This is a genomic window from Sedimentibacter sp., assembly GCF_032080165.1.
Lineage (GTDB): Bacteria > Bacillota > Clostridia > Tissierellales > Sedimentibacteraceae > Sedimentibacter.
On sequence record NZ_DAMASY010000017.1, the window covers coordinates 1 to 24,648 of the forward strand.

The window sequence follows — 24,648 nt, forward strand, 5'->3', positions numbered from 1 at the left end:
ACCGAATGCAACAAAATTGTAGAAATGTTGTCTATGAGCATATTGTGGGACAGCAGTATAAATTAAATGTATTTATTTTATAAGAACGGTTGTGAAGTTATCAACGAATAAATTTAATATTCATAAGCGTTAAAACAATCACAAAATAGAATCACAGGAGGGAAAAATGAAAAATTTTAAGATTCGTAAAAAGCTGTTTGTAACATTCGGAATTGTGCTGCTTTTGTTTGCGGGGGCAATGGCAAGTGCAATTTTTGGAATGAGGACATTGTCATCTAATTTTAAAACCTTTTATGAAGGTCCATATTCCACATCCAATGCGGCCATGAGTATGAGGCGTATTCTTCAAGGGCTTGAAAAGGAAGTATTATTAACAATAACCGAGAATTCTTCGGATGGTGATAAAAAAATGAATAATTTGCTGGAAGAATTGAATAACGAAATAACAATTCTGGAAGATAAGCTTATTACCGAAGAAAGTAAAGAGGTATTGGAGCAAATAAAGCTGATTGTGAAAGAGGCAGCGGGCTACAGGCAGGAGATCATGGAACTGGCAAAGGACGGAAAATTGGATAATGCACACAGTATTTATAGGAATAAATATTATCCCATTGCCGAGGAGCTTGGTGTAAAGGCTGATCAGATTGGCAGGATTGCCGATGAATTGGGAATGAATGTTTATAATAGCGGGAAGAAGGCGGAGAACTCTGCCTATATTATACTGATTATTTTCTTTGCAGTCGCTCTTGCGGTTATTGTCGTGCTTGTTATTTATATTGTCAGAAGTATTACAAATCCTGTTTATGAGATAGAGAGGGCTACTAAGCAGCTTGCTGAAGGCGACTTAAGCGCGGTTGTTACATATGAGTCCAAAGATGAACTTGGCTCTCTGGCGGATAGTGTTCGTAAACTTATTATTAATCTCAGGGGGTATATTTCAAATATTTCAGAGATCTTAAAAATGATGGCAGACGGGGATCTGACGGCTACAGTTGATATGGAGTATAAAAAGGATTTTGCTCCGATTAAAGATTCTCTGGAGAATATTCTTGAGTCCATGAATATTACGCTTCTTCAGATAAATCAATCATCCCAGCAGGTAGCGGCGGGGTCTCATCAGGTTGCAGCAGCTTCGCAGGCTCTTTCGCAGGGAGCTACCGAGCAGGCAGGTTCCATAGAGGAGCTGGTTGCGGCAATTACGGAAATTACCGGACAGGTTAACAATAATGCGGTAAGCGCGCAGAAGGCAAATGAAATGGTTGTTGAAACCGCTGCTGAAATTGAAAACGGAAACCGACAGATGACGCAGCTTGTAGAAGCTATGAACAATATAACCAGAGCATCTAACCAGATACGAAATATAATCAAGACTATTGATGACATAGCATTTCAAACCAATATACTTTCCCTAAATGCCGCGGTTGAAGCAGCAAGAGCGGGAAATGCAGGTAAGGGTTTTGCGGTTGTTGCAGACGAGGTGCGAAACCTTGCGGCAAAAAGTGCGACTGCGGCCAAGGATACAACGCAGCTGATTGAAAATGCACTCACGGCAATTGAAAGCGGTACGGCAATGGTAACTCAGACAGAACAGTCATTAGAGGCAATTGAAAAAAAAGCGGAGCTTGTAGCTAAATTTGTCAACAACATTGCTGATGCCTCCAATTTACAGGCGGCGGAGCTGAGTCAGACGAACTCGGGAATAGAGCAAATATCATCTGTGGTACAGGATAATTCTGCTACTGCCGAGGAAAGCGCGGCTTCCAGTGAGGAGCTTTCCGGACTTGCCGAATCCTTGCGCAAGCTTATTGAGCAGTTTAAACTCAGGGACGAATTTGCAGAGCATATAGCCGACCGTGTAAATGCTATTATTTAAAGTTTTGGAGATTATGCATGGGAAAAAAGAGTTTTGTCTTATATGTCATAAAGTATGAATCTACTAAAAAATTAAAATTTATTGATGAATTGCAAAATCTTTTTGATGTAAAGTTTTTTTCATTCGATAACGGTATTAAGAACAGAAAAACAAGGAATTTGATTAGGCGATTTTTAAGATCGCATATATTCAAAACAAAAAATATTTACGAAAAGCATAATTTATCTCATGACATGTCGGTTAAGCATGAAGCTTGCATTATTATAAACTCAATGCTGATGTATTATATGACAGGACGAAGTTCAAGACATCCCATGCGTACAAAACTTATGTTAAAATTATTGGCAGATGAGGCAATTAAAAGGAATTTGCACACAGACGTTCTTTCGCCCGAAAACAATATCATAATCTCAAATGCTGCCTTGTTTCATGATTTGGGGAAATTGGGCATTTCCCCTTCCATTCTCACTAAATCCGGCAAATTAACACCGGAGGAATATGAAATAATTAAAACACATACCACAATAGGAAGAGATATGATGCTTTCCTGTAAAAATATCATTGCGCACGGCGAAAAGCAAGTTAAGTTTTTTTCAGAGATTATTTATTCTCATCACGAGCATTGGGACGGCTCAGGATATCCTCAGGGTCTCAGAGGCGAAGAGATTCCCGTATCCGCACGTCTTATGGCAATTGCCGACGTATATGATGCCATGACAAGCAAACGTATATACAAAGAAGCATATAGCCATGAAGAAGCTGTGAAAACGATTCTTAGGGGCTCCGGAACTCATTTCGATCCGCAGGCGGTTGAGCTTTTTCTAAACTTACAAGATAAATTTCATGACATAGCTTCGTATTATCGTGACAAATAAATTGTGAAACAATTATTTTTGCCACAATTACTATTCATAAAGCTTCGAGTCAGAAATTTCGGTTTGAAAATAGTGTCCGCATAATATATAATGATGTAAATAATATTGTTAAGGAGACCAATTATGAATAAAACAAATATAGAAGCTAAATTAAAAGGGAATATGGCATTTGAAATGGAAATTAACGGACATAAGGTTGTAACCGATGCGACCGTAGAAAACGGAGGCAACGGATATGGACCAAGTCCTAAAGCTTTGCTGCTGGCAGGTCTTATTGGGTGCTCCGGAATAGATATAATGCTTATAACAGGTAAAATGAGGTTAGATATTGATGATGTCAATGTAGAGGTTGAAGCTGAAATAAGAGATGAGGACCCTAAAATTTACAACTATATAAAATTGGTATATAAATTTAAAGGTAAGGATCTTCCCTATGATAAGCTTGAAAGAGCAGTAAAGCTTTCTATGGATAAATACTGCGGTGTTGCTGCAATGCTTAATAAAACTGTACCCATCACTTATGAAATACAGGTAATGGAAATATGATTCTTTAAAAGAGGAGTTAAAAAATGACCAACAGAATACAGGGTACGACCACATTGGTGGGTTTACTTGGATATCCGGTGAAACACAGCATGTCTCCTCATATGCATAATACAGCATTCAAGCTTCTTGGTCTTGATCATGTGTACATGGCTTTTGAGGTGCAGGACGGTCATATAAAAGATGGCTTGGATGCACTCAGGGTTCTAAATGCAGAAGGGTGCAACGTGACAATGCCCCATAAAAAAAAGGTTATGGAATATCTTGATGAGATTTCGGAGGATGCTAAAATAATCGGCTCAGTAAATACGGTGAAAAATAATAACGGAAAGCTTATCGGATACAATACTGACGGTATAGGATTTATTAAGGCACTTGAAGAAAATGATGTTGAATATACAGGTAAAAAAATAATAATTGCCGGAGCGGGAGGCGCAGCAAGAGCAGTTGCAACGCAATTAGCATACGAAGGTGCCAGAGAGCTTGTTCTTTTTAACAGGACCTTGAGTGCTGCCGAAGAAATTGTCGAGAACATAGATAAAAATATTCCTGACTGCAAAGGAAGAGCATTGGAACTGAAAGAGGAAGAACTGAGAAAAGAATTACAGGATGCTTCCATACTGGTAAACTGCACATCACTTGGTATGAAAGAAACAATTGATATGGCTGTAGTTTCATCATCTGATGCATTCCACAAGGATTTGTTTGTGGCAGATATAGTTTATGACCCGCCAAAGACTAAACTTTTGAAAATGGCGGAAGAAGCCGGCTGCAGATTCATGAACGGACTTATGATGATTATATGGCAGGGAGCAAGTGCATTTAAAATATGGACTGGAAAGGATATGCCTGTAGCTCTTATAAAAAAGGAAATACTTAGAAGTTAAATATTACCGCTGTTTGTTAAAGGAAGGGGGACACACCTCTTTATGAGAGTGATAGTCTTTGCGGGATAGAAGGAATGTCCCCGTTAGGAGGAGGAAAAATGAACTGGACTGAAATAACAATTTATACAACAACAAACGGGATAGAAATAATAAATGGCTCATTAATAAAATTAGGTATTAATGACGCTGTTATTGAAGATGCGAGCGTGTTTGAAGATTTTTTATACAATGATACGTTAAACTGGGATTACTATGATGAAGAGCTTGCAAATATGAAAAGCTGCGAAAGCTGTATTAAGGTTTATTTAGCCGACAATAATCAAGGTAGACAGTTGGTTACAGAAGTAAAAAAAATTATAGAAAGTATGAGGAAACAATATAAGGATATAGATTTAGGAAGGTTAGAAATTGAAACTCAAATCTTAAATGATGAGGATTGGGCTAATAACTGGAAGCAATATTTTAAACCGTTTGCCGTGTCTGATAAAATAATTATTAAGCCGACATGGGAAGAGTTAAAAGAGTCTGTTGACGATAAAATAATTTTGGAAATAGATCCGGGCATGAGCTTCGGCACGGGACAGCATCACACCACACGCCTATGTATTGAGCAAATAATAAAATACATGGAAAAAGATATGGAGGTATTGGATATGGGCTGCGGAAGCGGCATATTATCAATTGCATCAGTACTTTTAGGAGCTAAGAGAGCATTAGGTATAGATATCGATGAAAATGCGGTTAAAACTGCAAAAGAAAATGCAGCTCTTAATAATATTTTGGACGATAGATTTACTGTGTATTGCGGCGATGTGACAGAAGATGAAAACTTGCAGAGAAAAATCGGATTTAACAAATATGATATGATTGCAGTAAATATTATTGCTCAGATAATAATGGGAATGAGTTCAACCTTCCCTAAATTTTTAAAAAAGGGCGGTTTAGTTATTGCATCCGGTGTTATTAAAAAATATGTAGAAGATGTTGTTAAGGACTTTGAAGGACTTGGTCTTGAGATTTTAGAAATTAATGACAGCGAAGAATGGCTATCTATAACTGCTAAGTACAACGGATAGCAATCGGGAGGTAAATGTGTTCAGATATTTTTGTATTGAGGACTATATTATTGGTGATAAGGTTATAATCTCCGGTGGAGATTTAAAACATTTAAAAACAATTTTGAGAGCAAAAATCGGTGACGAAGTTTCAATAGTTACAGAGAGTAATGAATTTATTGCAGAAATTACGGAAATACATAATGATGAAATAATTTGTTTATTAGTTGATAAATTAGACAGAAACAATGAAGCCGCTATTAATATAACACTTTGCCAGGGTATCCCGAAGCAAGCTAAAATGGAAACTATAATTCAGCAAAATGTTGAATTAGGGGTAAAATCCTTTATTCCCCTAATAACTGAAAGAACTGTCGTAAAATTAAATGAGAAGGACAGAGAACAGAAGAAATTGGATCGATGGAGAAAAATTGCAAAGGAATCTTCAAAGCAAAGCAAAAGAAATATTGTACCCGCTGTTGAAGATATAATGACAGTAAAAGAACTTATCGAAAAGATTAAAAAAGAAGAGCCGGTTGTCTTGGTTCCTTATGAATTAGAAAATGTCTCAACATTGAAGGATGTTTTATCCTCTGCCAAACAAAATTATTATATAATAATAGGTCCTGAAGGCGGGTTTGATATAAAAGAAATAGAAATGTTTAGGAGCATCGGAGCTCATATTGTAACTTTAGGTAAAAGGATTTTGAGAACTGAAACTGCAGGAGTTGTAACCTCATCTGTAGTATTGTATGCATGTGACGAGATGATGTAAGTTGTGAAAATGCCCGTCTGCTTTGTCTTCGTTGAATATTAAGAAATATTGACAATTATTTTGCTATTTTAAGAAAAATATTTAGAGACAAAATAAAAAAAATAAGGTATAATAGATAAAGGTTTTCATAAAAAAAGAAGGAGGAACTATTATCTATGAAAAAGATGCAACTTACAACAAAGATTTTCATAGGATTGGCATTAGGTATTGTTTTAGGAATTATTCTTCAGCCGAATCCGGAAATCGCGGATAATTACATTAAACCATTTGGAACATTATTTTTGAATCTTATTAAATTGGTAATCGTGCCATTGGTATTTTCTTCATTAGTAGTTGGTGCATGCAGTATGGACGATGTTAGAAAGCTTGGAAGAATCGGTGGGAAGACGGTGGGTTTTTACATGGTTACAACAGCATTTGCCGTTACTATCGGTCTTGTTTTAGCTAATGTTACAAATGTAGGCGGCGGTTATACTATTCCAGTTGATGCAACATATGAAATAGCAGCAGCTCCAAATGTAATTGAAACATTGTTAAACATTATACCTGCTAATCCTTTAAAAGCACTTGTTGACGGTAATATGCTTCAGGTTATTGCCTTTGCATTGATAATTGGAGCAGGTATTATCGGAATTGGCGAAAAGGGCAAGAATTTACAAAGCTTTTTTGATTCATTTGCAGAAGTAATGTATAAAATAATTGCTGTAATAATGGAATTTGCTCCTATAGGAGTATTTGCATTAATTACACCTGTAGTTGCTGTTAATGGACCATCCGTTCTTTTACCGCTGTTAAAATTAATAATAGTAGTATATGTAGGTTGTGCTTTACATGCAATACTGACTTATTCTTTAACCGTTTGGGGAATTGCAAAAGTATCACCGTTACAATTCTTTAAGGGAATAGCTCCAGCGATGGTATTTTCTTATACAACTGCCAGCAGTTCGGCAACATTACCTATCAGCATGAAAAGATGTGAAGAAAATTTAGGTGTTTCAAAATCAATTTGCAGCTTTACGCTTCCGTTAGGTGCAACCATCAATATGGATGGAACAGCTATTTATCAAGGTATTTGTGCATTCTTTATCGCTCAGATATATGGACTTGAATTATCTATCGGTGCACAGATTACTATTATATTGACAGCAACATTGGCTTCAATCGGTACTGCCGGAGTTCCGGGAGCAGGTATGATAATGCTTGGTATGGTTCTGCATTCAGTTGGATTACCAATCGAAGGTATTGCAATTATTGCAGGTGTTGACAGAATTCTTGATATGATGAGAACAATGATTAACGTTACAGGTGATGCTGCGTGCTCGGTAGTTGTTGCTGCAACAGAAGGTGAAATAGACAGATCTGTATTCGAAAAAACAGCTAAAGCAAAATAAATTGAATAATTAAATAAGAAATGATATAATCGGAGCTGAAATTCAGCTCCTTTTTATGTTCAATGGTAGAGATTATGCATGCCGGATGACAATAAAAGAAAATAATTAAGAGGTATTATGAAAAGATTAGGTATATACGTACACGTCCCATTTTGCAAGAAAAAATGCAATTATTGCGATTTTTATTCGGTAAAATGGGATTATGAAGCAGAAAACAAGTACATAGAAGCAATATTAAATGAAATTAAAGGCTATAAAGAAAAATTAAGCATTTTTACAGCAGATACAATATTTTTCGGCGGAGGCACGCCTACAATTATAAAACCTTCTAACTTAAAAAGAATTATTGAATCGATAAATGATTTGATTGTAATAGACAAAAATGCGGAAATAACAGTGGAAGCAAATCCCAATACATTATCTCACGAAAACTTAATAGCGTATAAGAAAATAGGTATTAACAGATTAAGTATAGGAATTCAATCATTAAATGATGAAATACTTAAAAAAATTGGTAGAATACATAACGGTGATGAAGCACTGAGTTCGATAGACAGGGCTAAAAAGAACGGGTTTGAAAACATAAATGCAGATGTTATGTTCAATATTCCGGGCCAAAATGTTAAGGACATAGAAAATACTATTGACAGAATCATAGAAAAAGATATAAAACATATATCCTTTTATTCGCTAAAATTAGAAAAAGAAACGCCTCTTTACATAATGGAGCAGAGCAATAAAATAACTATGCCCGAAGAAGATGAAGAAAGAAAAATGTATTATGCAGGCAGAAGTGCAATGGAGAAGCGTAATTTAATGCAATATGAAATTTCAAATTTTGCATTAAAGGGGTACGAATGCAAGCATAATTTTAAATATTGGAATCAGGAAGAATATATCGGATTAGGACCTTCAGCCCATTCATTTTTAAACAATATCAGGTTCAGCAATCTTTCGGATTTGAATTTATATTGTGAAAATTTAAAATCAAATAAGTTTGAAAGAATTACACATGAAGAATTAAGCGAGGATGATTTGATGTTTGAATACATCATGCTTAGATTAAGATTGACCGAAGGAATAAATATCAATGAATTCAATAATAAATTTTCGACTGATTTCAAGGGAATGTATAAGATGCAGATTAATTATTTACACAAAAACAATTTGATTGACTTAAGTGAAAACAATATTAAACTGACCCAAAAAGGTATGGATATATCAAATTATGTAATAGAAGAATTTATGATTTAACCCTATTTTTCATCGAGCCCCTTCGCTGCACGCAGGGTGACATTTTTTTATAATTTCTATTGACAAAACAACAGTTAAGTAGTATCTTATATTTATGGATTTAGCACTCAATCAATGTGAGTGCTAACAAAGGAGTGAATGAAATGTCTTTGGATAAAAGAAAAATTAAAATACTTAAAGCAATTATCGCAAGCTATATTGATAATGCTGAAGCAGTTGGCTCAAGGACAATTTCAAAAAAATATGAGCTTGGAGTAAGTCCTGCAACCATCAGGAATGAAATGTCTGATTTGGAGGAAATGGGTTTTTTAATCCAACCCCATGCTTCAGCAGGAAGAATACCTACTGATAAAGCATACAGATATTATGTGGATGATTTATGGAAAAAGGTTCAATCATCCAACAATGCAAACTTACATCAGCTGAGAGATATAATAGAAGAGAAAGCTAATGAAATGGATTTTGTTTTTAAGAATTCGGTACGTATACTTTCTCAGTTCACAAAATATACTTCATTTATTGTTGCACCTCAGCTTAAGCAAGCAATAATAAAAAGAATTCAATTGGTACCTGTAACAGATAGGAAAGTGCTGCTTGTATTAATTCTAAACTCAGATATAGTAAAGCAAGTTATGATTAATTTAAACAGTCCGATACCTCCGGAACAGATGGATAAAATATCTTCGACTCTTACAGAAAAGATGTGTGGACATAAATTAGGTGATATTGATTCCGTTAAAAATAATATAATTCAAGAGCTTTATTATATAAGAGAGAGCAGCGGAGATTCACTTTTTGAATTACTTCCGTACCTAATGGAGCAAATAGGCAAATTAGAAGATTTCAACATATATGCCGATGGTATAACGAATATATTAAATTTGCCGGAATACAATGACGTAGTTAAAGCGAGAGAATTTATTTCATTTATTGAAGATAAAAACAGTTTAGCAAAATTGTTTCAGATAACCGGAGAAAATGCTTTAGACATAAGTATAGGTCATGAAAATCAATATAACGAATTAAGAGATTGCAGTTTAATAACAGCAACATATAAAATTAATGGCAAGCTCATAGGTAAAATAGGGGTTATCGGTCCTACAAGAATGGATTACAACAAGGTAATTTCAACGGTTAAATCCATGTCAGAAGCAATGAATGAAATAATAAGTCAAAACTTTAATGATGATAAAGAGGAGTAGTGATATGGCTAAGACAAAAAAGCATGATGAAGAAATTTTCAAAGAAGATAATGAAAATATATATGAAGAAACAATTGCTGATAATCAAGAAACTGAAGAAATAAAAGACTCAGAAGAAACTAAAAATGAAGAAATAGAACAGCTAAACAACAAATTAGTAAGATTACAAGCAGATTTTTTAAACTATAAGGCAAGAACAGAGAAAGAGAAAATATCAACTTACAGCAATACAGTTTCTGATTTTATATTAGATTTACTGCCAGTAGCAGATAATCTTGAAAGAGCATTGTCTGCCGAGAACTCAGAAGGAAGTTCATTCAAAGAAGGCGTTCAGATGGTGTATGATCAGTTTATGAGCATTCTTAACAAAAAAGGTTTAAAGGAAATAGAAGCACTGCATAAACCTTTTGATCATAATGTACATTACGGTGTCGGCTTTGAAGACAATGATAAATATGATGATGGAATCATAATTGATGTGCTGCAAAAAGGTTATACTGTAAAAGATAAATGCATAAGACCATCAATGGTCAGAATATGTAGACGATAGATTAGCGATAGATAAGCAATAGATTAGCAATGGGAAAAACATTGTTCGTCAATCGCAAATCAATTGCCTGTCTTGGCGATTCAAATAAAAAATACAAATAATGAAAACCTATTTAAGTTAATTAGTATTCAATTTAAATTTATTTATGGAGGAATAAAATGAGTAAAGTTATAGGAATTGACTTAGGAACAACAAACTCTTGTGTTGCTGTTATGGAAGGCGGAGAAGCCGTTGTTATAGCAAATGTAGAAGGAAAAAGAACTACACCTTCAATAGTTGCATTCACAAAAGAGGGAGAAAGATTAGTCGGTGAAACTGCAAAAAGACAGGCAGTTACAAACCCAGATAAAACTATTTCATCTATTAAAAGAGAAATGGGTACAAATCATAAAGTTAATATTGACGGCAAATCATATACACCACAGGAGATTTCAGCATTCATACTTCAAAAATTAAAAGCAGATGCAGAAAGCTATCTTGGTGAAACAGTTACAGAAGCTGTTATCACAGTACCTGCTTATTTCTCAGACAGCCAAAGACAGGCAACTAAGGATGCAGGTAAAATAGCCGGACTTGAAGTAAAAAGAATAATAAATGAACCGACTGCCGCGGCTTTAGCATATGGAGTTGACAAGGAAGATCATATGCAGACAATCATGGTATATGACCTTGGTGGAGGTACATTTGACGTTTCAATACTTGAAATAGGTGATGGCGTTTTCGAAGTTAAAGCAACATCAGGAAACAATAAGCTTGGCGGAGACGACTTTGACCAGGTTATTATAGATTACTTAGCAGATCAGTTCCAAAAGGAAAATGGCATAGATTTAAGAAAAGATAAAATGGCACTTCAAAGATTAAAAGAAGCAGCAGAAACAGCTAAGAAGGAATTGTCAAGCGCTATGACTTCAAACATAAATTTGCCGTTTATCACAGCAACTCAGGAAGGTCCGAAACATATGAACGTGGACTTAACAAGAGCTAAATTCAATGAATTAACATCATTCTTGGTAGAAAAAACAGTAGAGCCGGTTAAAAAGGCAATGGCAGATGCTAAATTAACAGCAAATGATATAGATAAAGTATTGCTTGTAGGTGGGTCAACAAGAATTCCTGCTGTTCAGGATGCAGTAAAAAGATTGACAGGAAAAGATCCTCATAAGGGTATTAACCCTGATGAATGCGTTGCATTGGGAGCGGCCATACAAGGCGGAGTATTAACAGGTGAATTCGGAAATGATATATTGCTGGTTGATGTTACACCATTATCATTAGGAATTGAAACATTAGGCGGAGTATTCACTAAATTAATAGACAGAAATACAAGAATACCAACTAAAAAGAGTCAGGTATTCTCAACCGCCGCAGACAATCAGCCTGCAGTTGACATCCATGTATTGCAGGGTGAAAGACAAATGGCAGCTGACAATATCACATTAGGCAGATTCCAATTGACAGGTATCGTTCCGGCTCCGAGAGGAATCCCTCAAATAGAAGTGACATTTGATATTGATGCTAACGGTATAGTTAATGTAAGCGCTAAGGATTTAGGTACAGGAAAAGAACAAAAAATTACAATTACCGCTTCAACTAAGATGCCAGATTCTGAAATAGAAAAGAAAGTTAAAGAAGCTGAACAATATGCTGAAGAAGATAAAAAGAAAAAAGAAGGAATCGAAATCAAAAATAATGCAGATACATTAGTATACCAGACAGAAAAAACCTTAAAGGATTTAGAAGGAAAAATTTCTGCAGAAGAAAAAGCTGCAGCTCAGACAGCAGCAGACGAGCTTAAAAAAGCAATTGAAAGTAACGATACAAACCAAATGAAGGATAAAACCGAAAAGCTAACAAAGGTATTTAATGACCTTGCTCAAAAGCTTTATGCTCAAACAGGTGCACAAGGCGAACCTGAAGGTGATCCAAACTTTAGCCAAAACGAAGCACCTAACGATGATAATGTAGTAGATGCAGATTTTGAAGAAATAAACGATGACGATAATAAATAAATCGATGAACGAGACTGCGTATCTAATATTAAAGTACCAAGCTAAATCCCCAAAAAGGGTTTAGCTTGGTTAATGTATGTGACAAGGTGGTGAAAGAGTGGCAAAAAGAGATTATTACGAAATACTGGGAATCAGCAAGGATGCAGATGAGAAAGAAATAAAGTCAGCATTTAGAAAATTAGCTAAGCAATATCATCCCGACTTAAATCCTGGCAATAAAGAAGCAGAAGCAAAATTTAAAGAAGTAAACGAAGCATATGAAATTTTAAGTGACCTGGATAAAAAAGCAAAATATGATCAATTCGGACACGCTGCATTTGATCAGAACTCAGGGTTTGGCGGAGGAGCAGGATTTAATGATTTTGGAGATATATTCGGAGATATATTCGGAGATTTCTTTGGAGGAGGCTTTAGCGGAGCAAGAACTCAAAGAACAGGGCCAAAGGCGGGCTCCGATCTTAAAATAAAGCTTGATATAACCTTTGAAGAAGCAGCGTTTGGAACAAAGAAAGAAATTAAAATTAATCGTATAGAAAAATGTCACGTTTGTGACGGTTCAGGAGCAAAGACAGGCACAAGCAAAAAAACATGCCCTACATGTAACGGCTCAGGTAACATAAGAACAGTGCAACGAACACCGTTTGGACAGTTTGCAAGCACAAAGACATGTACAACATGCGGTGGTATAGGTGAAGTGGTGGAAGAACCATGTACAACATGCAGCGGAACCGGTAAGGAAAAGAAATCGAGGAAGCTATCCATCAATATACCTGCAGGCGTTGACACCGGTTCTGTAATACCTTTAAGAGGCGAAGGAAACCACGGAGAACGAGGAGGTCCTTCAGGGGACTTATATGTTTATTTAAATGTTAAGCCACACGAAATATTTGAAAGAGACGGAAACGACGTTTGGTGTGAAATTCCTGTTTCATTTACAAAAGCAGCATTAGGCGGTTCGATTCAGGTTCCTACAATCGAGGGTAAAGTTAAGTATGAGGTACCGGAAGGAACGCAGACAGGAACTGTATTCAGATTGAAAAATAAAGGAATTAAAAATTTAAGAGGAGCGGGTAAAGGAGACCAATATGTAAGAGTTAAAATAGAGGTTCCTAAAAAGCTTACAGATAAACAAAAATCATTATTACATGAATTTGCATCCGAAATGGGTGAAAACACAGATAAGGAAGATAAAAAAGGATTTTTCGGTAAAATGAAGGATGCTTTTAAGGATTAAGAAGCCCTAACCCTATTTTTTAGAGTGTTTTTTCTGAAAAATAGCGGTAGGTCTTTCGCAACGAGTTCCCAATTTATGCGAGAGAAGCGAGCGAATAAATTGGTGAACGAGACTGGAATTTGTCATCCTACTGAATTCGCGTATTTTTCAACAAAAACTAACAATCTTAAAAAAGAATTAATAAAAACTTACAAATTTCTTAAAAAAACTATTGCATTATTTTTAAAAGTGGAGTACAATGTAATCAATAACTACGATAATAGCAAACTTGTCGAAAGGCAAGGACGCAAAGCCATGGGTCTAAAGTTTTTACTATGATTGCCAGGTTGCCGAAAAGTAATTGATATGTCTATTTGATATGTCTACTTAACTGCATGCCTGGGGTGTGCAGTTTTTTATTGATAAAAATTGTCAATAGTGGCTAAAAAGGAATTCAAATATCTTGCATTATTAAAAATGCAGGGTACAATATATACTACTACGATAATAGCAAACTTACCGAAAGGTAAGGACGCAAAGCCATGGGTCTAAAGTTTTTACTATGATTGCCAGGTTGCCGATGAGTGATTGATATGTCTATTTTGATATGTCTACTTAACTGCATGCCTGGGGTGTGCAGTTTTTTATTGATAAAAATTGTCAATAGTGGCTAAAAAGGAATTCAAATATCTTGCATTATTAAAAATGCAGGGTACAATATATACTACTACGATAATAGCAAACTTACCGAAAGGTAAGGACGCAAAGCCATGGGTCTAAAGTTTTTACTATGATTGCCAGGTTGCCGATGAGTGATTGATATGTCTGTTTTGATATGTCTATTTTGATATATCTATTGATGTGTCTGCTTAACTGCATGCCTAGGCGTGCAGTTTTTTTATTATTGTAAAGGAGGGATTGATTTTATGTCAGATCCAAATACTTTATCAGGCAATAATGCAGATTTAAGTGAATTTAAAAAACTTCAGAAAAGATTGAATCATGAGGGTATACGTCAACAGTTCAGAACAAAAGTTGTTGGCGGCTTAAATGAAGAAGACGTTACAAATTACATATTAACTTTGGAAGAAAAATTAAAAAAATTAGAATTAGATAACAAAAAAGCAACAGATGAAATTTTTTCTTTAAGGTCAAAGATTAACATAGAATTAGATTCAAAGGACAGTTTACTTACAAATTTTGATGAGTTGAAATTTGATTTGAATACATACAAGAGCGAATGCATTCGAAAAGAAACCGCTATTGTCTCACTTAGAGAGAAGTATAATTTAGAGAGTTCTTTGATGAAAAGTGAAATTCATCAAATGACAGAATCTAAGAAAGAATTAGAAAAAGCATTAAATGAATCTCTTCTTAAAATTGATGAAATAAATAAAAAGCTATCTGATTTTGAACTTACATACGAAGAGCTTAATAAGAAAAACAGTCAATTAACAGAAGAAAGAAATGAATTAGCAAGTCAACTAAGTATTTCACGGGATGAAATTGATAATATAAATGAAAATGCAACAAAATTTAAAAATGAAAATCAACAATTAATAAAAAGAGTTGCTGTATTGGAAACTGACAACGACTCATTAACAGTAAGAATATCTGAAATGTCAGAAGATAGTAAGTTGGTTTCGGCTCTAAATGAAGAAAAAATAAAAATGGAAGAAGAGATAAAAGCATACGAGGAGCTGTTGAATCAATCTATCTTCAAATATGATCAATTAAAAGAAAATGCAGACAGATATGAATATGAAAATATTAATCTAAAAGAAAGAATAGTAGAAATTGAAGAGGCAGTTTCGGCTAAGGACCATAAAATAAGTGAAGCAGACAGAATTTCTATGGATTTAAGACATCAACTTGAAATAGAAAAATCCCGCAATGAAAAAATAGATATGGACTTAGCAATATTTAAGCAAAAGATTAGCAGCTTACAGGATACAGTAAATTCAAATTTAGCTGAGCTTGATGAACAAAAAAAGAAAGCGCAAAACGCAGAAATAGAGTTGAATTTAGAAAAGTCGAAATTAGTAAGCTATAAAATCAACGGTTTTAGAGATGAATTCGGAGGCATGTGCGAGAAAATTGCAAACTTGGAGTTTGAAACAAAGCAGTATTTAGAATCCAGCACAATGCTTCAGCAACAGTTGACTATTCAGAAAAACAGAGCTGACAAGGCAGAGTATGATTTGGGAACATTCATGGACATGCTTTCTGAAATTAAGGAAAAATTCTATAACGAACACATTAATCTTGACGAAGAGTTTGCTCAGTTATTCGCAAAAAGAATAAGTTTACCGGATAAAGAGAAATTGATAGTGAGCTTTGACTAAACACAAAGAAAAAATATGAAAGACGGAGTTATCATTGAATATAACAAACGATAAAATATGTTTAGTCCAAAATGCTGAGCATAAGATAGAAAAATTAAATAAAACAGTAAAGCTCACCGTTTTATATACTTTGGCAGGTATTCCATTAGTATTTGTTCCACTTGGGGGAGAAACAGATCACTTTTATTTGCCTAAAGTAATAGCAATGATAACTCTGATTATTAGCTTTTTAGTGACGCAGCTTAAAAATCAAATAAAACTTAGCAGTTTAATTTAAAATGGTTTAGTTGATAAAACCCTGTTCATATATTTTGTTCTTATAGTTTTATCAGTGATTTTCTTAGGATTTATAGCTTCATATAAAATTAATTAATCAGTAATCTATGAAATTAAATTAGTAGAGGTATATATGAAATTATTTTTATCAATAATCATTGGAATAGCAGGATTAATTATTGGTTATAAAATTCCTGAATTTTTTCAAAGAATTATGCAATACAAGAAGGGAAAGCATTATACGGGAATAGGTAAAGAAAGCTTTAATATAGTGATGCTTTTATGCCTACTTACCGGACTGATCTGGGGGTATTCATTTTATCAAATGCATAACATGTTGTATGCTGCTATGTTAGCTGTTCTTATGACATTAGGATTAATAATTGCATACATAGATGTGAAAATTAGAATTATACCAAATGAATTAGTATTAGTAATTTTAATACTTGGTATAGCTTTTCAAATAACATATTTTGGATTTAAAGCTTTAATGGGGGCAGCAATCAGTATGATTGTGATGATGGTGGTTTTTACAGCTGTTGCCGGCTTTGTGGGATTTGGCAAAGTGGGAGCAGGAGATGTGAAGCTTGCAGGGGTTATGGGAATCAGCTTAGGCTATCCGTTAATTATAACGGCAATAGGAATTATGGCGGTTGTATTGACAGTATTCATATTATCGGGTATGGCACTTAAGAAAATATATTTATCAACAATGCTTCCATTTGCACCGTTTATGATAACGGGTTACATCTCTGCATTATTAACTTTAGTATAGTTCTAAGGGGGAACATATGAAAAAGAAAATTGATTGGTTCAGAAATGAAGAAGATGGTCAGGGTATGGTTGAATACGGCTTAATAATTGCTTTAGTTGCTATGGCAATTATAGGTTCATTATCTTTACTTGGTGTTGCAGCCAATGAAGTACTATATGAAAAAACTATAAGCGAAATAACTTTTTAGAGCAACAATCAGTGTTTTTTTACATAAACACAATGTTTCTTAATTTGTAATACTGTGAATATAACTTCACATTATTAATAAATAAAAAAAAAAAAATGGGGGTTACAAAATGAAAAAATTAATGAATTGGTTAAAAAATGAAGAAAGTGGACAAGGTATGGTTGAGTATGGCTTGATCATAGCTTTAGTGGCAGTTGTTCTTATTGGAGCGTTAGTTGCACTTCAAGGCGGATTAGATAACATATTTACTCAAGCTTCAGATGTACTTAATGATCCAAGTTCAGCAGTATCAAACTAATAACTATTCTTCAAAAACACCGGCCCGTCCTTTTGGTCGGGTTCGGTGTTTTTACCTAAAAGGGGAGGGAGAAAACTGAAACTTAAACGTTTTTTTAAAAAAGAAAAAGGACAGGCAATGGTTGAGTTTGCATTGGTGCTCCCTATACTTTTGTTGTTTATCGGGGGGGTAATTGATTTTGGATGGATTTTTCATAATCAGCTGGCAGCAAACAATGCAAGCAGAGAAGCAGCAAGGTATATTGCAATACATTATTATTTTGACAGTATGAATACAACAACAGCGACTACTAAAGCATCAGAAATAATTAACGATTATGTTAAACTTGTAGATTTAGCTGTTGATAACATAATCCCGGAGGACGATGATGTCAATGACGGTAAAAAGGTAAAGGTTAAATTATCCGGCAAAGTTATTATTCTAACGCCTATTCTTAGAGCTATATTAGATAATGATGGCGACGGTAAATTTCCTATACAAGCGGAAACAACAATGAGGGTGGAAAAATAGTATTAATGAGGTGGTGATATTTTGAAAAATAAAAAATACTTTACAAAACTAAAAAATGAAGAAAACGGTAATGTTATTGTTATAGTAGCATTGTTGATGGTAATTATAATGGGTTTTTCAGCTTTTGCTATAGATTTGGGAGTGAAATACAACGAAACATCAATTATGCAAAAAGGGTTGGATAGCATAGCTTTAGCAGCTGTCAGAGAATTACCTGCTGACAATACATCTTCACCTAAGTGGAACAACGCCGTAAATGCGGCAATAAAGTATGCAGAGTTAAATGATATTGAAGATATAACAGAAAGCAGCTTAACACCTGTATATGAGGATGGTAAAATAATCGGATTAACTGTTGACGGCAGCAATGAATTTCCATATTATTTTGCAAGGATTTTCGGTATAAATAAGGGTACAGTTAACAAGAAAGCAACTGCAAAATTATTAAAGGTCAGCGGAGTAACAGGTTTATTACCACTTGCGTTACCCAAGACTGTTATGGATAAAATTATAGATGAAGGTTTAATGGGACAAAATTTAACATTGAAGCTTGGACCTCAAAAACTTGATGGTATTGATGAAGATGATATGAGAGATGATTTCGAAGAGGAATTTGATTTAGCCGGAAATGAGGGCTGGAGGGGAGCAATTAATTTTGTAAGTATTACTAATTTCAACAATGCACTGCCTGGAGGAGATTACAAAAGTGCCATGGAAAGCGGTGGCTTTAACAGTATAGTAAATATAGGAGATCCTGTTACAACAAATTCCGGTACAATGCCCGTTTTAGTAGAAGGTAAAATAGTGATTGGACAAAATGCAACAATACCTGTTATTCAGGAGGATGTTCATGGAGTGTTGAGAATAGTGGGATTTGTAACATTTAAAATAACTAACCTTGAAGGAAATAATCAAAATCAACAGAAAATCAGTATAGTAACATCATCATATGTTAGTAATTATATAACAGCAGGTGATACGGAAACCGGAGTAATTATGAATGATTACGGTGTAAGAGCAGCTAAATTGGTTGACTATTAAATAAAGGCATACGGGAGTGGACATATGAAAAAAGTAAAAATTTTGGCATTTGTGACGGCAGTTATTGCTGCTGTCCTTTTATATAATTTTCTTAACTCATTGGATGAAAAAACAAGTGTTGAGGTTGTAAAGACCGGGGTGTTGACAGCATCCATAAATATTCCTCCTAATACGACCATAACAGCAGAAATGGTTGAGATATCGGAGATACCGGCGGAAGCAGCTCACAAGGAAGCAGTTTTAAATGAAGCTGCTGCCGTCGGAAAATTTTCCAAGTATGAAATTACAGCAGGAGAGCAGGTTTTGTCAACTAAATTAATATCACCTGAAGGGGGCGGGGGAGACGGAACTCTTGCTTATGAAATAAAGCCCGGCATGCGTGCTGTTTCCATAGGAGTAGGGAATTTGTCAGGATTAGTCGGTATGATAAAACCTAAAAATACTGTTGATATTATAGCTCAATTTCAAAGACCGGAAAAACAACCGGATGGCGAAGAAAAAGTTATAGATTACACAACCATGCTTGCTGAAAATATTATTGTTTTAGCAGTGGATGATGTATTATCACAGGAAGGAAAAATAATAAATCCCGAAACAGGATTGGCTTATACATCGGTTACGCTGCAGGTAACAACAGCTCAGGCTATGGAACTTAGTATGGCGGAATATAAAGGACAACTCAGGTTAATATTAAGGTCTCCTTTAGACGACGGTATAGTTGCACCTAAAACTATAAAATTTGACGATATCATAATTAATTAATGGACAAGGGGGCAAAAATGAGAATTAAGGTTTTATTAATCAGCAAAATGGAAAGAAATATAGGTGCTCTTAGGTCGATGATAGATGATGCAGATATTGCTGTAATCGGGGAATCCATAGGTGGTTCAGTTGCCTTGGATAAAATAGAAAACACATCTCCTGATATTATAATAATGACTTTGGGAGCAGGCGATACGGATGTACTTAGCTTAGCTGAGCGTATAACTCTTCACAGACCTCGTTCCTTTATAATTTTAGTTGCTGAGAATTTAGATATTGAAACTATGCAAGCTGCTGTTGCAGCAGGATGTCATAATATTACCGAATTTCCTTCTTCACCTAAGGAATTCGGCGAATATATCAAGACGATTTATAATAATGAATCATTGCGTATTAAATCTTTAAGTGATAAAGACACATTGGTATGGGCTTCAACTGTTATAACTATTTTTGGTGCAAAAGGCGGTCTCGGGAAAAGTACTATAGCAGCAAACTTAGCTGTAAAATTAGCTGAAAAGCGTAAAAAAGTTGCTTTGATAGATTTAGATTTGCAATTTGGTGATTTACATATTTTCCTTGATATTGAGCCCAAAGATACTATAACTGAATTGGTACAGGATGTTATGACTCCAAACATAGACTCCGTGAGAAGTTATATGGCTGTACATTCAAGCGGTGTCCATTTGCTGTGTGCTCCTAAAAGCCCTGAGTATGCAGAATTGGTTTCTGCAGAGAAAGTACAAAGCTTGCTAAGCTTGCTTCGTTCTTATTATGATTATGTAATTGTTGATACTTCTCCTTCTTTTAACGATGTAACAATGACAGCCATAGAAGCATCTTCGATTATATTTTTTGTTACAGGGCTTGATATATCAATTTTAAGAAATTCAAAGCTCAGTATTGCCATATTAGAATCGTTGCAACAAACAGATAAGGTCAGATTAATAGTGAACAAAGCAGTTGATATAAATTCAATCACAATTAACGATGTTCAAAGAATTATAGGTTACCCCATATGGGCTAAGATACCGAGTGATTATAAGGTGGCTGTTAATGCATTAAACAGAGGAGTACCTTTTGTGACAGGGGCACCTAACAGTAAGCTTAGCGAATCTGTAAGCTTATTGTCTGATGTATTGATAAAAGGTTCTTCCAATTACAGTATCATGGGCAAAAATAATAAGAGATTAGGAAAGAAATTCAGCATTTTTAATAAAAAACAATAAGGGTGGTAGGACATGAGTTTATTAGATCGTCTTGAAAAGCAAAAAACATCTGTCGCTGAAGAAAATGCAACAGATGTAACTGCCGCAAACAAGAATGTTTACATTGATGAATATGCGGATTTAAAGGAACGTGTCCATCGGGATTTTATCGAAAAAGTAAATCAGCAAGATTTAAGCTTGTTAGATATTAAGGGTGATAAGGAAGAGGAACTGTTAAAAATAATGGAATCATTGATTGAGGTAAAAGCACCTCATGTTTCCAGAACAGAGCGTTCAAGGTTGTTAAAGGAAATATACAATGATGTAATGGGATTAGGTCCTCTTGAAGTATTGTTGAATGACAATGAAGTAACAGAAATAATGGTAAACGGACCTCATCGTGTATATGTGGAGAGAAAAGGCAAGTTGGTGCTATCTGATGTTGTGTTTAAGGATAACACTCATGTTATGAATATCATAAACCGAATTGTATCACAGGTTGGGAGAAGGGTTGATGAATCAAGTCCTATGGTTGATGCCCGCCTAATTGATGGATCGCGTTTTAATGCAGTTATACCACCATTGTCATTGGTAGGTCCAAGTATGACCATACGTAAATTTTCTAAAAAACCATTTACCGCCAATGATCTTATAAAATTTGGTTCAATATCGCCTAAAATGGTTTCTTTTTTGGAGGCATGCGTAAAGGGCAGAATGAATATAATTGTAGCCGGCGGTACCGGCAGCGGAAAAACTACTTTATTGAATGTTTTATCAAGCTGCATACCTAACAATGAGCGTATAGTTACTATAGAAGATGCCGCAGAGCTTCAGTTAATGCAGGATCATGTTGTCACACTTGAAAGCAGACCACCAAACTTAGAAGGTAAAGGTCAAATTTCCATAAGGGATTTGGTTAAAAACTCACTGCGTATGCGTCCCGACAGAATAATCGTAGGTGAGGTTCGTTCGGGAGAAACCTTGGATATGCTTCAAGCAATGAATACCGGTCACGATGGATCTTTAACTACTGCACATGCCAACTCTCCAAGAGAATTAATGTCACGTTTGGAAACAATGGTTTTAATGTCAGGTATGGATTTACCTGTAAGGGCAATAAGAGAACAAATTCAATCAGGTTTGGATATAGTCGTACATCAATCAAGGTTGAAGGATGGTTCCAGAAAAGTTGTGAATATAACTGAAGTTGTTGGTATGGAAGGAGATACAATCACGCTCCAGGACATATTTACATACAGAGTAGAAGGTGTTGATTCATCAGGTAAAATGAAAGGCAGTTTCACAGCAACCGGGATTCGTCCGAACTTTGTTGAAAAACTTGCATCCAGCGGTATCCTCGTAAGAGATGATTGGTTTGCAAATTGAGGTAAAAAATATGGATATTATATTAATTACGATAATTTTGGCAATATTAGTATATTTTATATTTATTCTTTTGTTTTCAAAAATGGGCAATAAACATGTAAGGTACAGAATATCTAAATATTTTAAGGAAAATAATGTAGATGATGTACAAGAACAGTTCATAAAAGAAAAATCAGAGGAACAAAATAAAAGAAAAAAGGATAGATTTAAGCTTGCAAGCAAAGAATTTTCTTACCACATCATATCCTCGGGCATAAAGCTAAAGCCCAATGAATTCATTTATTTGTGGTTTGGATTAACATTAATTCCTTCAGCTATTGTGCTGTTTTTAGGAGGCAGTATTGTTACTGCCGTTGCACTTTCTATTATAGGTATTGCAATTCCACCATTTTTGCTTAATAATGCACGCAAAAAACGTGAGGAATTGTTTAATAAACAGCTTGGTGATGCAACAATAATTATGGGAAACAGCATAAAGGGAGGTTTTACTTTTATACAATCCATAGAAAATATTGCTGCTGAAATGCAGCCGCCTATATCCACAGAATTTTCTAAAGTGTTAAGAGAGATACATTATGGTGTGAAGCAGCAGGATGCGCTTAACCATATGGTTGAAAGAACTAAAAATAAAGATTTGGAGTTGTTGGTATCAGCCGTTTTGATTTCTGCTCAGGTTGGCAGCAATTTATCTGAAATTTTGGAAACAATATCGTCTACTATAAGAGACCGAATAAGAATTAAAAATGAAATAAAAACATTGACGGCTCAAGGAAGAATATCAGGATTAATAATCGGTTTATTGCCTATAGTTTTGATTTTAGTAATTATGGTAATGACTCCAAGCTATTTTGAGGGTTTTTTTGATTCATTTCTTGGGAAAATTTTGGTTGGTATTTCTATTGCATTAGAAATAATCGGTTTTGCTTTTATAAACAAAATTGTTAATATAAAAATGTGAGGTAAATATGACTCTTTATATATCTTTAGCTTTTGCATTATTTGTTTTTAGTACTATTATCATTACGCTTTATAGTCGCGGAATAAATTATGATAGAATAAATGGTCGTTTGTCAAAATTAACAAACAGTGAGAGAGAGATTGTGTTGGATGATGATTTAAATAAATCACTGTCTGAGAGATTTATCAATCCCATGACTGAATCTATGGTTAAATCACTTGGCAAGTTTATCCCCGAAAAGGGATCAGATAATAAAAAATCAGAAGCTTTAAGAAAACAGCTTCGTCAAGCAGGCATATCATTAATGCCAAGTGAATATACAGCTATAAGGATTATAATAATAATCGGGAATTCAGCCTTGTTTTTTATAATTGCTTTGATTTTAAACATTAATATCTTTAGTATTGTAATTGCACCATTATTTGGTGCTTATGTTGCATTTACCGTAATGCGTTTCAGCTTAATGAGCCGTATATCAAGCAGAAAAGAAAAAATGGAACGCCAGCTTCCCGATGTTTTGGACATGCTTAGTGTCAATGTGGAGGCAGGTTTAGGTTTTGAACAGGCAATATTACATATTATACAACACTTTCAGGGACCATTAGTGGATGAATTAAATATTACTTATAGAGAAATGTCCATGGGAAGAAGCAGAAGGGATGCACTTAAGTTTCTTGGAGACAGGTGTGATGTTGAAGATTTAAAATCCTTTACAGGCTCTATTAATCAAGCAAGTAAATTAGGTATATCAGTAAAAAATATTTTACATTCACAAGCGGCTGCAATCAGGGAAAGCAGAAGAAGCAAAATTGAAGAAAAAGCACATAAAATGTCTATCAAAATTCTTATTCCAATGGTTTTATTTATTTTCCCGGTTATATTTATAGTGCTCATGGGACCGGCGGTTGTTTCCATAGTTGAAACATTTGGTGGAATGTAATGAAGGTGCTTTGTAATGATAAAATAATTGCTGAAAATGTTTTAAAAGCAGATACTTTTGGGACTCGTTTCATTGGCTTAATGAATAGAAAGACACTAAATATGAATGAGGGGCTATTATTGACGGATTGTTCTTCTATACATTGTTTTTTTATGAAATTTACTATTGATGCAGTATATTTGTCTACTGATATGAAGGTGTTATATAAGGAAACGATTAAGCCATGGAAGATTGGTAAAATAGTAAAAGGGTGCACTCATATATTAGAGCTTGCTGAAGGGGTAGCGAATAAAGTTTCGATGGGGGATAATATTGTATTAGTTGAATAAATAAATGCA

General features: G+C 34.7%; 25 protein-coding genes and 3 riboswitches. All 25 genes read left to right on the forward strand.

What is annotated here, in order from left to right; translation table 11 throughout:
- The first annotated feature begins 166 nt into the window (after nucleotides 1-166).
- The 25 genes from RT412_RS16355 (at nucleotide 167) to RT412_RS16475 (ending at nucleotide 24,639) form a co-directional block, all read left to right on the forward strand.
- Nucleotides 167-1,873 (forward strand): methyl-accepting chemotaxis protein, encoded by a 1,707-nt coding sequence (locus RT412_RS16355; RefSeq protein WP_313342932.1) that lies wholly within the window; start codon nucleotides 167-169, stop codon nucleotides 1,871-1,873.
- A gap of 17 nt (nucleotides 1,874-1,890) precedes the next feature.
- Nucleotides 1,891-2,748, forward strand: coding sequence for an HD domain-containing phosphohydrolase (locus tag RT412_RS16360; protein ID WP_313342929.1), 858 nt, complete (start codon nucleotides 1,891-1,893; stop codon nucleotides 2,746-2,748).
- A gap of 123 nt (nucleotides 2,749-2,871) precedes the next feature.
- Complete coding sequence (locus tag RT412_RS16365; RefSeq protein WP_313342926.1) at nucleotides 2,872-3,294, forward strand: OsmC family protein; 423 nt, start codon at nucleotides 2,872-2,874, stop codon at nucleotides 3,292-3,294.
- Between the two features lie 23 nt (nucleotides 3,295-3,317).
- The gene (locus tag RT412_RS16370) at nucleotides 3,318-4,178 is read left to right on the forward strand and encodes a shikimate dehydrogenase (RefSeq protein WP_313342923.1); all 861 of its coding nucleotides are present in this window, start codon (nucleotides 3,318-3,320) and stop codon (nucleotides 4,176-4,178) included.
- 98 nt (nucleotides 4,179-4,276) lie between these two features.
- Nucleotides 4,277-5,254 (forward strand): 50S ribosomal protein L11 methyltransferase, encoded by a 978-nt coding sequence (gene prmA / locus RT412_RS16375; RefSeq protein WP_313342920.1) that lies wholly within the window; start codon nucleotides 4,277-4,279, stop codon nucleotides 5,252-5,254.
- Between the two features lie 16 nt (nucleotides 5,255-5,270).
- Nucleotides 5,271-6,008: an RsmE family RNA methyltransferase gene (locus RT412_RS16380; protein WP_313342918.1), complete on the forward strand. Its 738-nt coding sequence runs from the start codon at nucleotides 5,271-5,273 to the stop codon at nucleotides 6,006-6,008.
- A 164-nt stretch (nucleotides 6,009-6,172) separates the two neighbouring features.
- The gene (locus tag RT412_RS16385) at nucleotides 6,173-7,399 is read left to right on the forward strand and encodes a dicarboxylate/amino acid:cation symporter (protein ID WP_313342950.1); all 1,227 of its coding nucleotides are present in this window, start codon (nucleotides 6,173-6,175) and stop codon (nucleotides 7,397-7,399) included.
- 117 nt (nucleotides 7,400-7,516) lie between these two features.
- A complete protein-coding gene (gene hemW / locus RT412_RS16390) occupies nucleotides 7,517-8,653 on the forward strand; it encodes a radical SAM family heme chaperone HemW (RefSeq protein ID WP_313342915.1) in 1,137 nt (378 codons plus the stop codon).
- A 143-nt stretch (nucleotides 8,654-8,796) separates the two neighbouring features.
- Nucleotides 8,797-9,855, forward strand: a complete 1,059-nt coding sequence (hrcA, locus tag RT412_RS16395; RefSeq protein WP_313342912.1) for a heat-inducible transcriptional repressor HrcA — start codon at nucleotides 8,797-8,799, stop codon at nucleotides 9,853-9,855.
- Between the two features lie 4 nt (nucleotides 9,856-9,859).
- The gene (grpE, locus tag RT412_RS16400; protein WP_313342910.1) at nucleotides 9,860-10,405 is read left to right on the forward strand and encodes a nucleotide exchange factor GrpE; all 546 of its coding nucleotides are present in this window, start codon (nucleotides 9,860-9,862) and stop codon (nucleotides 10,403-10,405) included.
- A 158-nt stretch (nucleotides 10,406-10,563) separates the two neighbouring features.
- Complete coding sequence (gene dnaK, locus RT412_RS16405) at nucleotides 10,564-12,414, forward strand: molecular chaperone DnaK (RefSeq protein ID WP_313342906.1); 1,851 nt, start codon at nucleotides 10,564-10,566, stop codon at nucleotides 12,412-12,414.
- 97 nt (nucleotides 12,415-12,511) lie between these two features.
- Complete coding sequence (gene dnaJ / locus RT412_RS16410) at nucleotides 12,512-13,648, forward strand: molecular chaperone DnaJ (protein WP_313342904.1); 1,137 nt, start codon at nucleotides 12,512-12,514, stop codon at nucleotides 13,646-13,648.
- A gap of 251 nt (nucleotides 13,649-13,899) precedes the next feature.
- A riboswitch (cyclic di-GMP riboswitch) is annotated at nucleotides 13,900-13,982 on the forward strand.
- A gap of 144 nt (nucleotides 13,983-14,126) precedes the next feature.
- Nucleotides 14,127-14,209: riboswitch (cyclic di-GMP riboswitch) on the forward strand.
- 145 nt (nucleotides 14,210-14,354) lie between these two features.
- Nucleotides 14,355-14,437: riboswitch (cyclic di-GMP riboswitch) on the forward strand.
- Between the two features lie 116 nt (nucleotides 14,438-14,553).
- Nucleotides 14,554-15,972, forward strand: a complete 1,419-nt coding sequence (locus RT412_RS16415; protein ID WP_313342901.1) for a hypothetical protein — start codon at nucleotides 14,554-14,556, stop codon at nucleotides 15,970-15,972.
- 34 nt (nucleotides 15,973-16,006) lie between these two features.
- A complete protein-coding gene (locus RT412_RS16420) occupies nucleotides 16,007-16,249 on the forward strand; it encodes a hypothetical protein (protein WP_313342898.1) in 243 nt (80 codons plus the stop codon).
- Between the two features lie 132 nt (nucleotides 16,250-16,381).
- Nucleotides 16,382-17,023, forward strand: a complete 642-nt coding sequence (locus RT412_RS16425) for a prepilin peptidase (protein ID WP_313342894.1) — start codon at nucleotides 16,382-16,384, stop codon at nucleotides 17,021-17,023.
- 16 nt (nucleotides 17,024-17,039) lie between these two features.
- Entirely contained in the window at nucleotides 17,040-17,210 is a 171-nt protein-coding gene (locus tag RT412_RS16430) for a Flp family type IVb pilin (RefSeq protein WP_313342892.1), read from the forward strand.
- A 109-nt stretch (nucleotides 17,211-17,319) separates the two neighbouring features.
- Nucleotides 17,320-17,508, forward strand: coding sequence for a Flp family type IVb pilin (locus RT412_RS16435; RefSeq protein WP_313342890.1), 189 nt, complete (start codon nucleotides 17,320-17,322; stop codon nucleotides 17,506-17,508).
- Between the two features lie 45 nt (nucleotides 17,509-17,553).
- On the forward strand, nucleotides 17,554-18,018 hold the full coding sequence (locus tag RT412_RS16440; protein ID WP_313413332.1) for a pilus assembly protein: 465 nt from the start codon (nucleotides 17,554-17,556) through the stop codon (nucleotides 18,016-18,018).
- A gap of 21 nt (nucleotides 18,019-18,039) precedes the next feature.
- On the forward strand, nucleotides 18,040-19,059 hold the full coding sequence (locus RT412_RS16445; protein ID WP_313342885.1) for a Tad domain-containing protein: 1,020 nt from the start codon (nucleotides 18,040-18,042) through the stop codon (nucleotides 19,057-19,059).
- A 24-nt stretch (nucleotides 19,060-19,083) separates the two neighbouring features.
- The gene (gene cpaB, locus RT412_RS16450; RefSeq protein ID WP_313342882.1) at nucleotides 19,084-19,821 is read left to right on the forward strand and encodes a Flp pilus assembly protein CpaB; all 738 of its coding nucleotides are present in this window, start codon (nucleotides 19,084-19,086) and stop codon (nucleotides 19,819-19,821) included.
- A 17-nt stretch (nucleotides 19,822-19,838) separates the two neighbouring features.
- On the forward strand, nucleotides 19,839-21,047 hold the full coding sequence (locus RT412_RS16455) for an AAA family ATPase (RefSeq protein ID WP_313342879.1): 1,209 nt from the start codon (nucleotides 19,839-19,841) through the stop codon (nucleotides 21,045-21,047).
- 12 nt (nucleotides 21,048-21,059) lie between these two features.
- Nucleotides 21,060-22,412: a CpaF family protein gene (locus tag RT412_RS16460; RefSeq protein ID WP_313342876.1), complete on the forward strand. Its 1,353-nt coding sequence runs from the start codon at nucleotides 21,060-21,062 to the stop codon at nucleotides 22,410-22,412.
- A 10-nt stretch (nucleotides 22,413-22,422) separates the two neighbouring features.
- Nucleotides 22,423-23,370: a type II secretion system F family protein gene (locus tag RT412_RS16465; protein ID WP_313342873.1), complete on the forward strand. Its 948-nt coding sequence runs from the start codon at nucleotides 22,423-22,425 to the stop codon at nucleotides 23,368-23,370.
- 7 nt (nucleotides 23,371-23,377) lie between these two features.
- Nucleotides 23,378-24,310 carry a type II secretion system F family protein gene (locus RT412_RS16470; RefSeq protein ID WP_313342870.1) on the forward strand — a complete coding sequence of 311 codons (933 nt, stop codon included), beginning with the start codon at nucleotides 23,378-23,380 and terminating at the stop codon, nucleotides 24,308-24,310.
- Entirely contained in the window at nucleotides 24,310-24,639 is a 330-nt protein-coding gene (locus RT412_RS16475; protein ID WP_313342867.1) for a DUF192 domain-containing protein, read from the forward strand. Before RT412_RS16470 ends, RT412_RS16475 begins: the two co-directional genes overlap by 1 nt.
- Nucleotides 24,640-24,648 lie beyond the last annotated feature (9 nt).

What these genes read in the sequence shown, in the direction of transcription:
- RT412_RS16355 (WP_313342932.1), top strand. Translation starts at nt 167, where the DNA reads ATGAAAAATTTTAAGATTCGTAAAAAGCTGTTTGTAACATTCGGAATT.
- RT412_RS16360 (WP_313342929.1), top strand. Translation starts at nt 1,891, where the DNA reads ATGGGAAAAAAGAGTTTTGTCTTATATGTCATAAAGTATGAATCTACT.
- RT412_RS16365 (WP_313342926.1), top strand. Translation starts at nt 2,872, where the DNA reads ATGAATAAAACAAATATAGAAGCTAAATTAAAAGGGAATATGGCATTT.
- RT412_RS16370 (WP_313342923.1), top strand. Translation starts at nt 3,318, where the DNA reads ATGACCAACAGAATACAGGGTACGACCACATTGGTGGGTTTACTTGGA.
- prmA (WP_313342920.1), top strand. Translation starts at nt 4,277, where the DNA reads ATGAACTGGACTGAAATAACAATTTATACAACAACAAACGGGATAGAA.
- RT412_RS16385 (WP_313342950.1), top strand. Translation starts at nt 6,173, where the DNA reads ATGCAACTTACAACAAAGATTTTCATAGGATTGGCATTAGGTATTGTT.
- hemW (WP_313342915.1), top strand. Translation starts at nt 7,517, where the DNA reads ATGAAAAGATTAGGTATATACGTACACGTCCCATTTTGCAAGAAAAAA.
- hrcA (WP_313342912.1), top strand. Translation starts at nt 8,797, where the DNA reads ATGTCTTTGGATAAAAGAAAAATTAAAATACTTAAAGCAATTATCGCA.
- grpE (WP_313342910.1), top strand. Translation starts at nt 9,860, where the DNA reads ATGGCTAAGACAAAAAAGCATGATGAAGAAATTTTCAAAGAAGATAAT.
- dnaK (WP_313342906.1), top strand. Translation starts at nt 10,564, where the DNA reads ATGAGTAAAGTTATAGGAATTGACTTAGGAACAACAAACTCTTGTGTT.
- RT412_RS16415 (WP_313342901.1), top strand. Translation starts at nt 14,554, where the DNA reads ATGTCAGATCCAAATACTTTATCAGGCAATAATGCAGATTTAAGTGAA.
- RT412_RS16425 (WP_313342894.1), top strand. Translation starts at nt 16,382, where the DNA reads ATGAAATTATTTTTATCAATAATCATTGGAATAGCAGGATTAATTATT.
- RT412_RS16430 (WP_313342892.1), top strand. Translation starts at nt 17,040, where the DNA reads ATGAAAAAGAAAATTGATTGGTTCAGAAATGAAGAAGATGGTCAGGGT.
- RT412_RS16435 (WP_313342890.1), top strand. Translation starts at nt 17,320, where the DNA reads ATGAAAAAATTAATGAATTGGTTAAAAAATGAAGAAAGTGGACAAGGT.
- cpaB (WP_313342882.1), top strand. Translation starts at nt 19,084, where the DNA reads ATGAAAAAAGTAAAAATTTTGGCATTTGTGACGGCAGTTATTGCTGCT.
- RT412_RS16455 (WP_313342879.1), top strand. Translation starts at nt 19,839, where the DNA reads ATGAGAATTAAGGTTTTATTAATCAGCAAAATGGAAAGAAATATAGGT.
- RT412_RS16460 (WP_313342876.1), top strand. Translation starts at nt 21,060, where the DNA reads ATGAGTTTATTAGATCGTCTTGAAAAGCAAAAAACATCTGTCGCTGAA.
- RT412_RS16465 (WP_313342873.1), top strand. Translation starts at nt 22,423, where the DNA reads ATGGATATTATATTAATTACGATAATTTTGGCAATATTAGTATATTTT.
- RT412_RS16470 (WP_313342870.1), top strand. Translation starts at nt 23,378, where the DNA reads ATGACTCTTTATATATCTTTAGCTTTTGCATTATTTGTTTTTAGTACT.
- RT412_RS16475 (WP_313342867.1), top strand. Translation starts at nt 24,310, where the DNA reads ATGAAGGTGCTTTGTAATGATAAAATAATTGCTGAAAATGTTTTAAAA.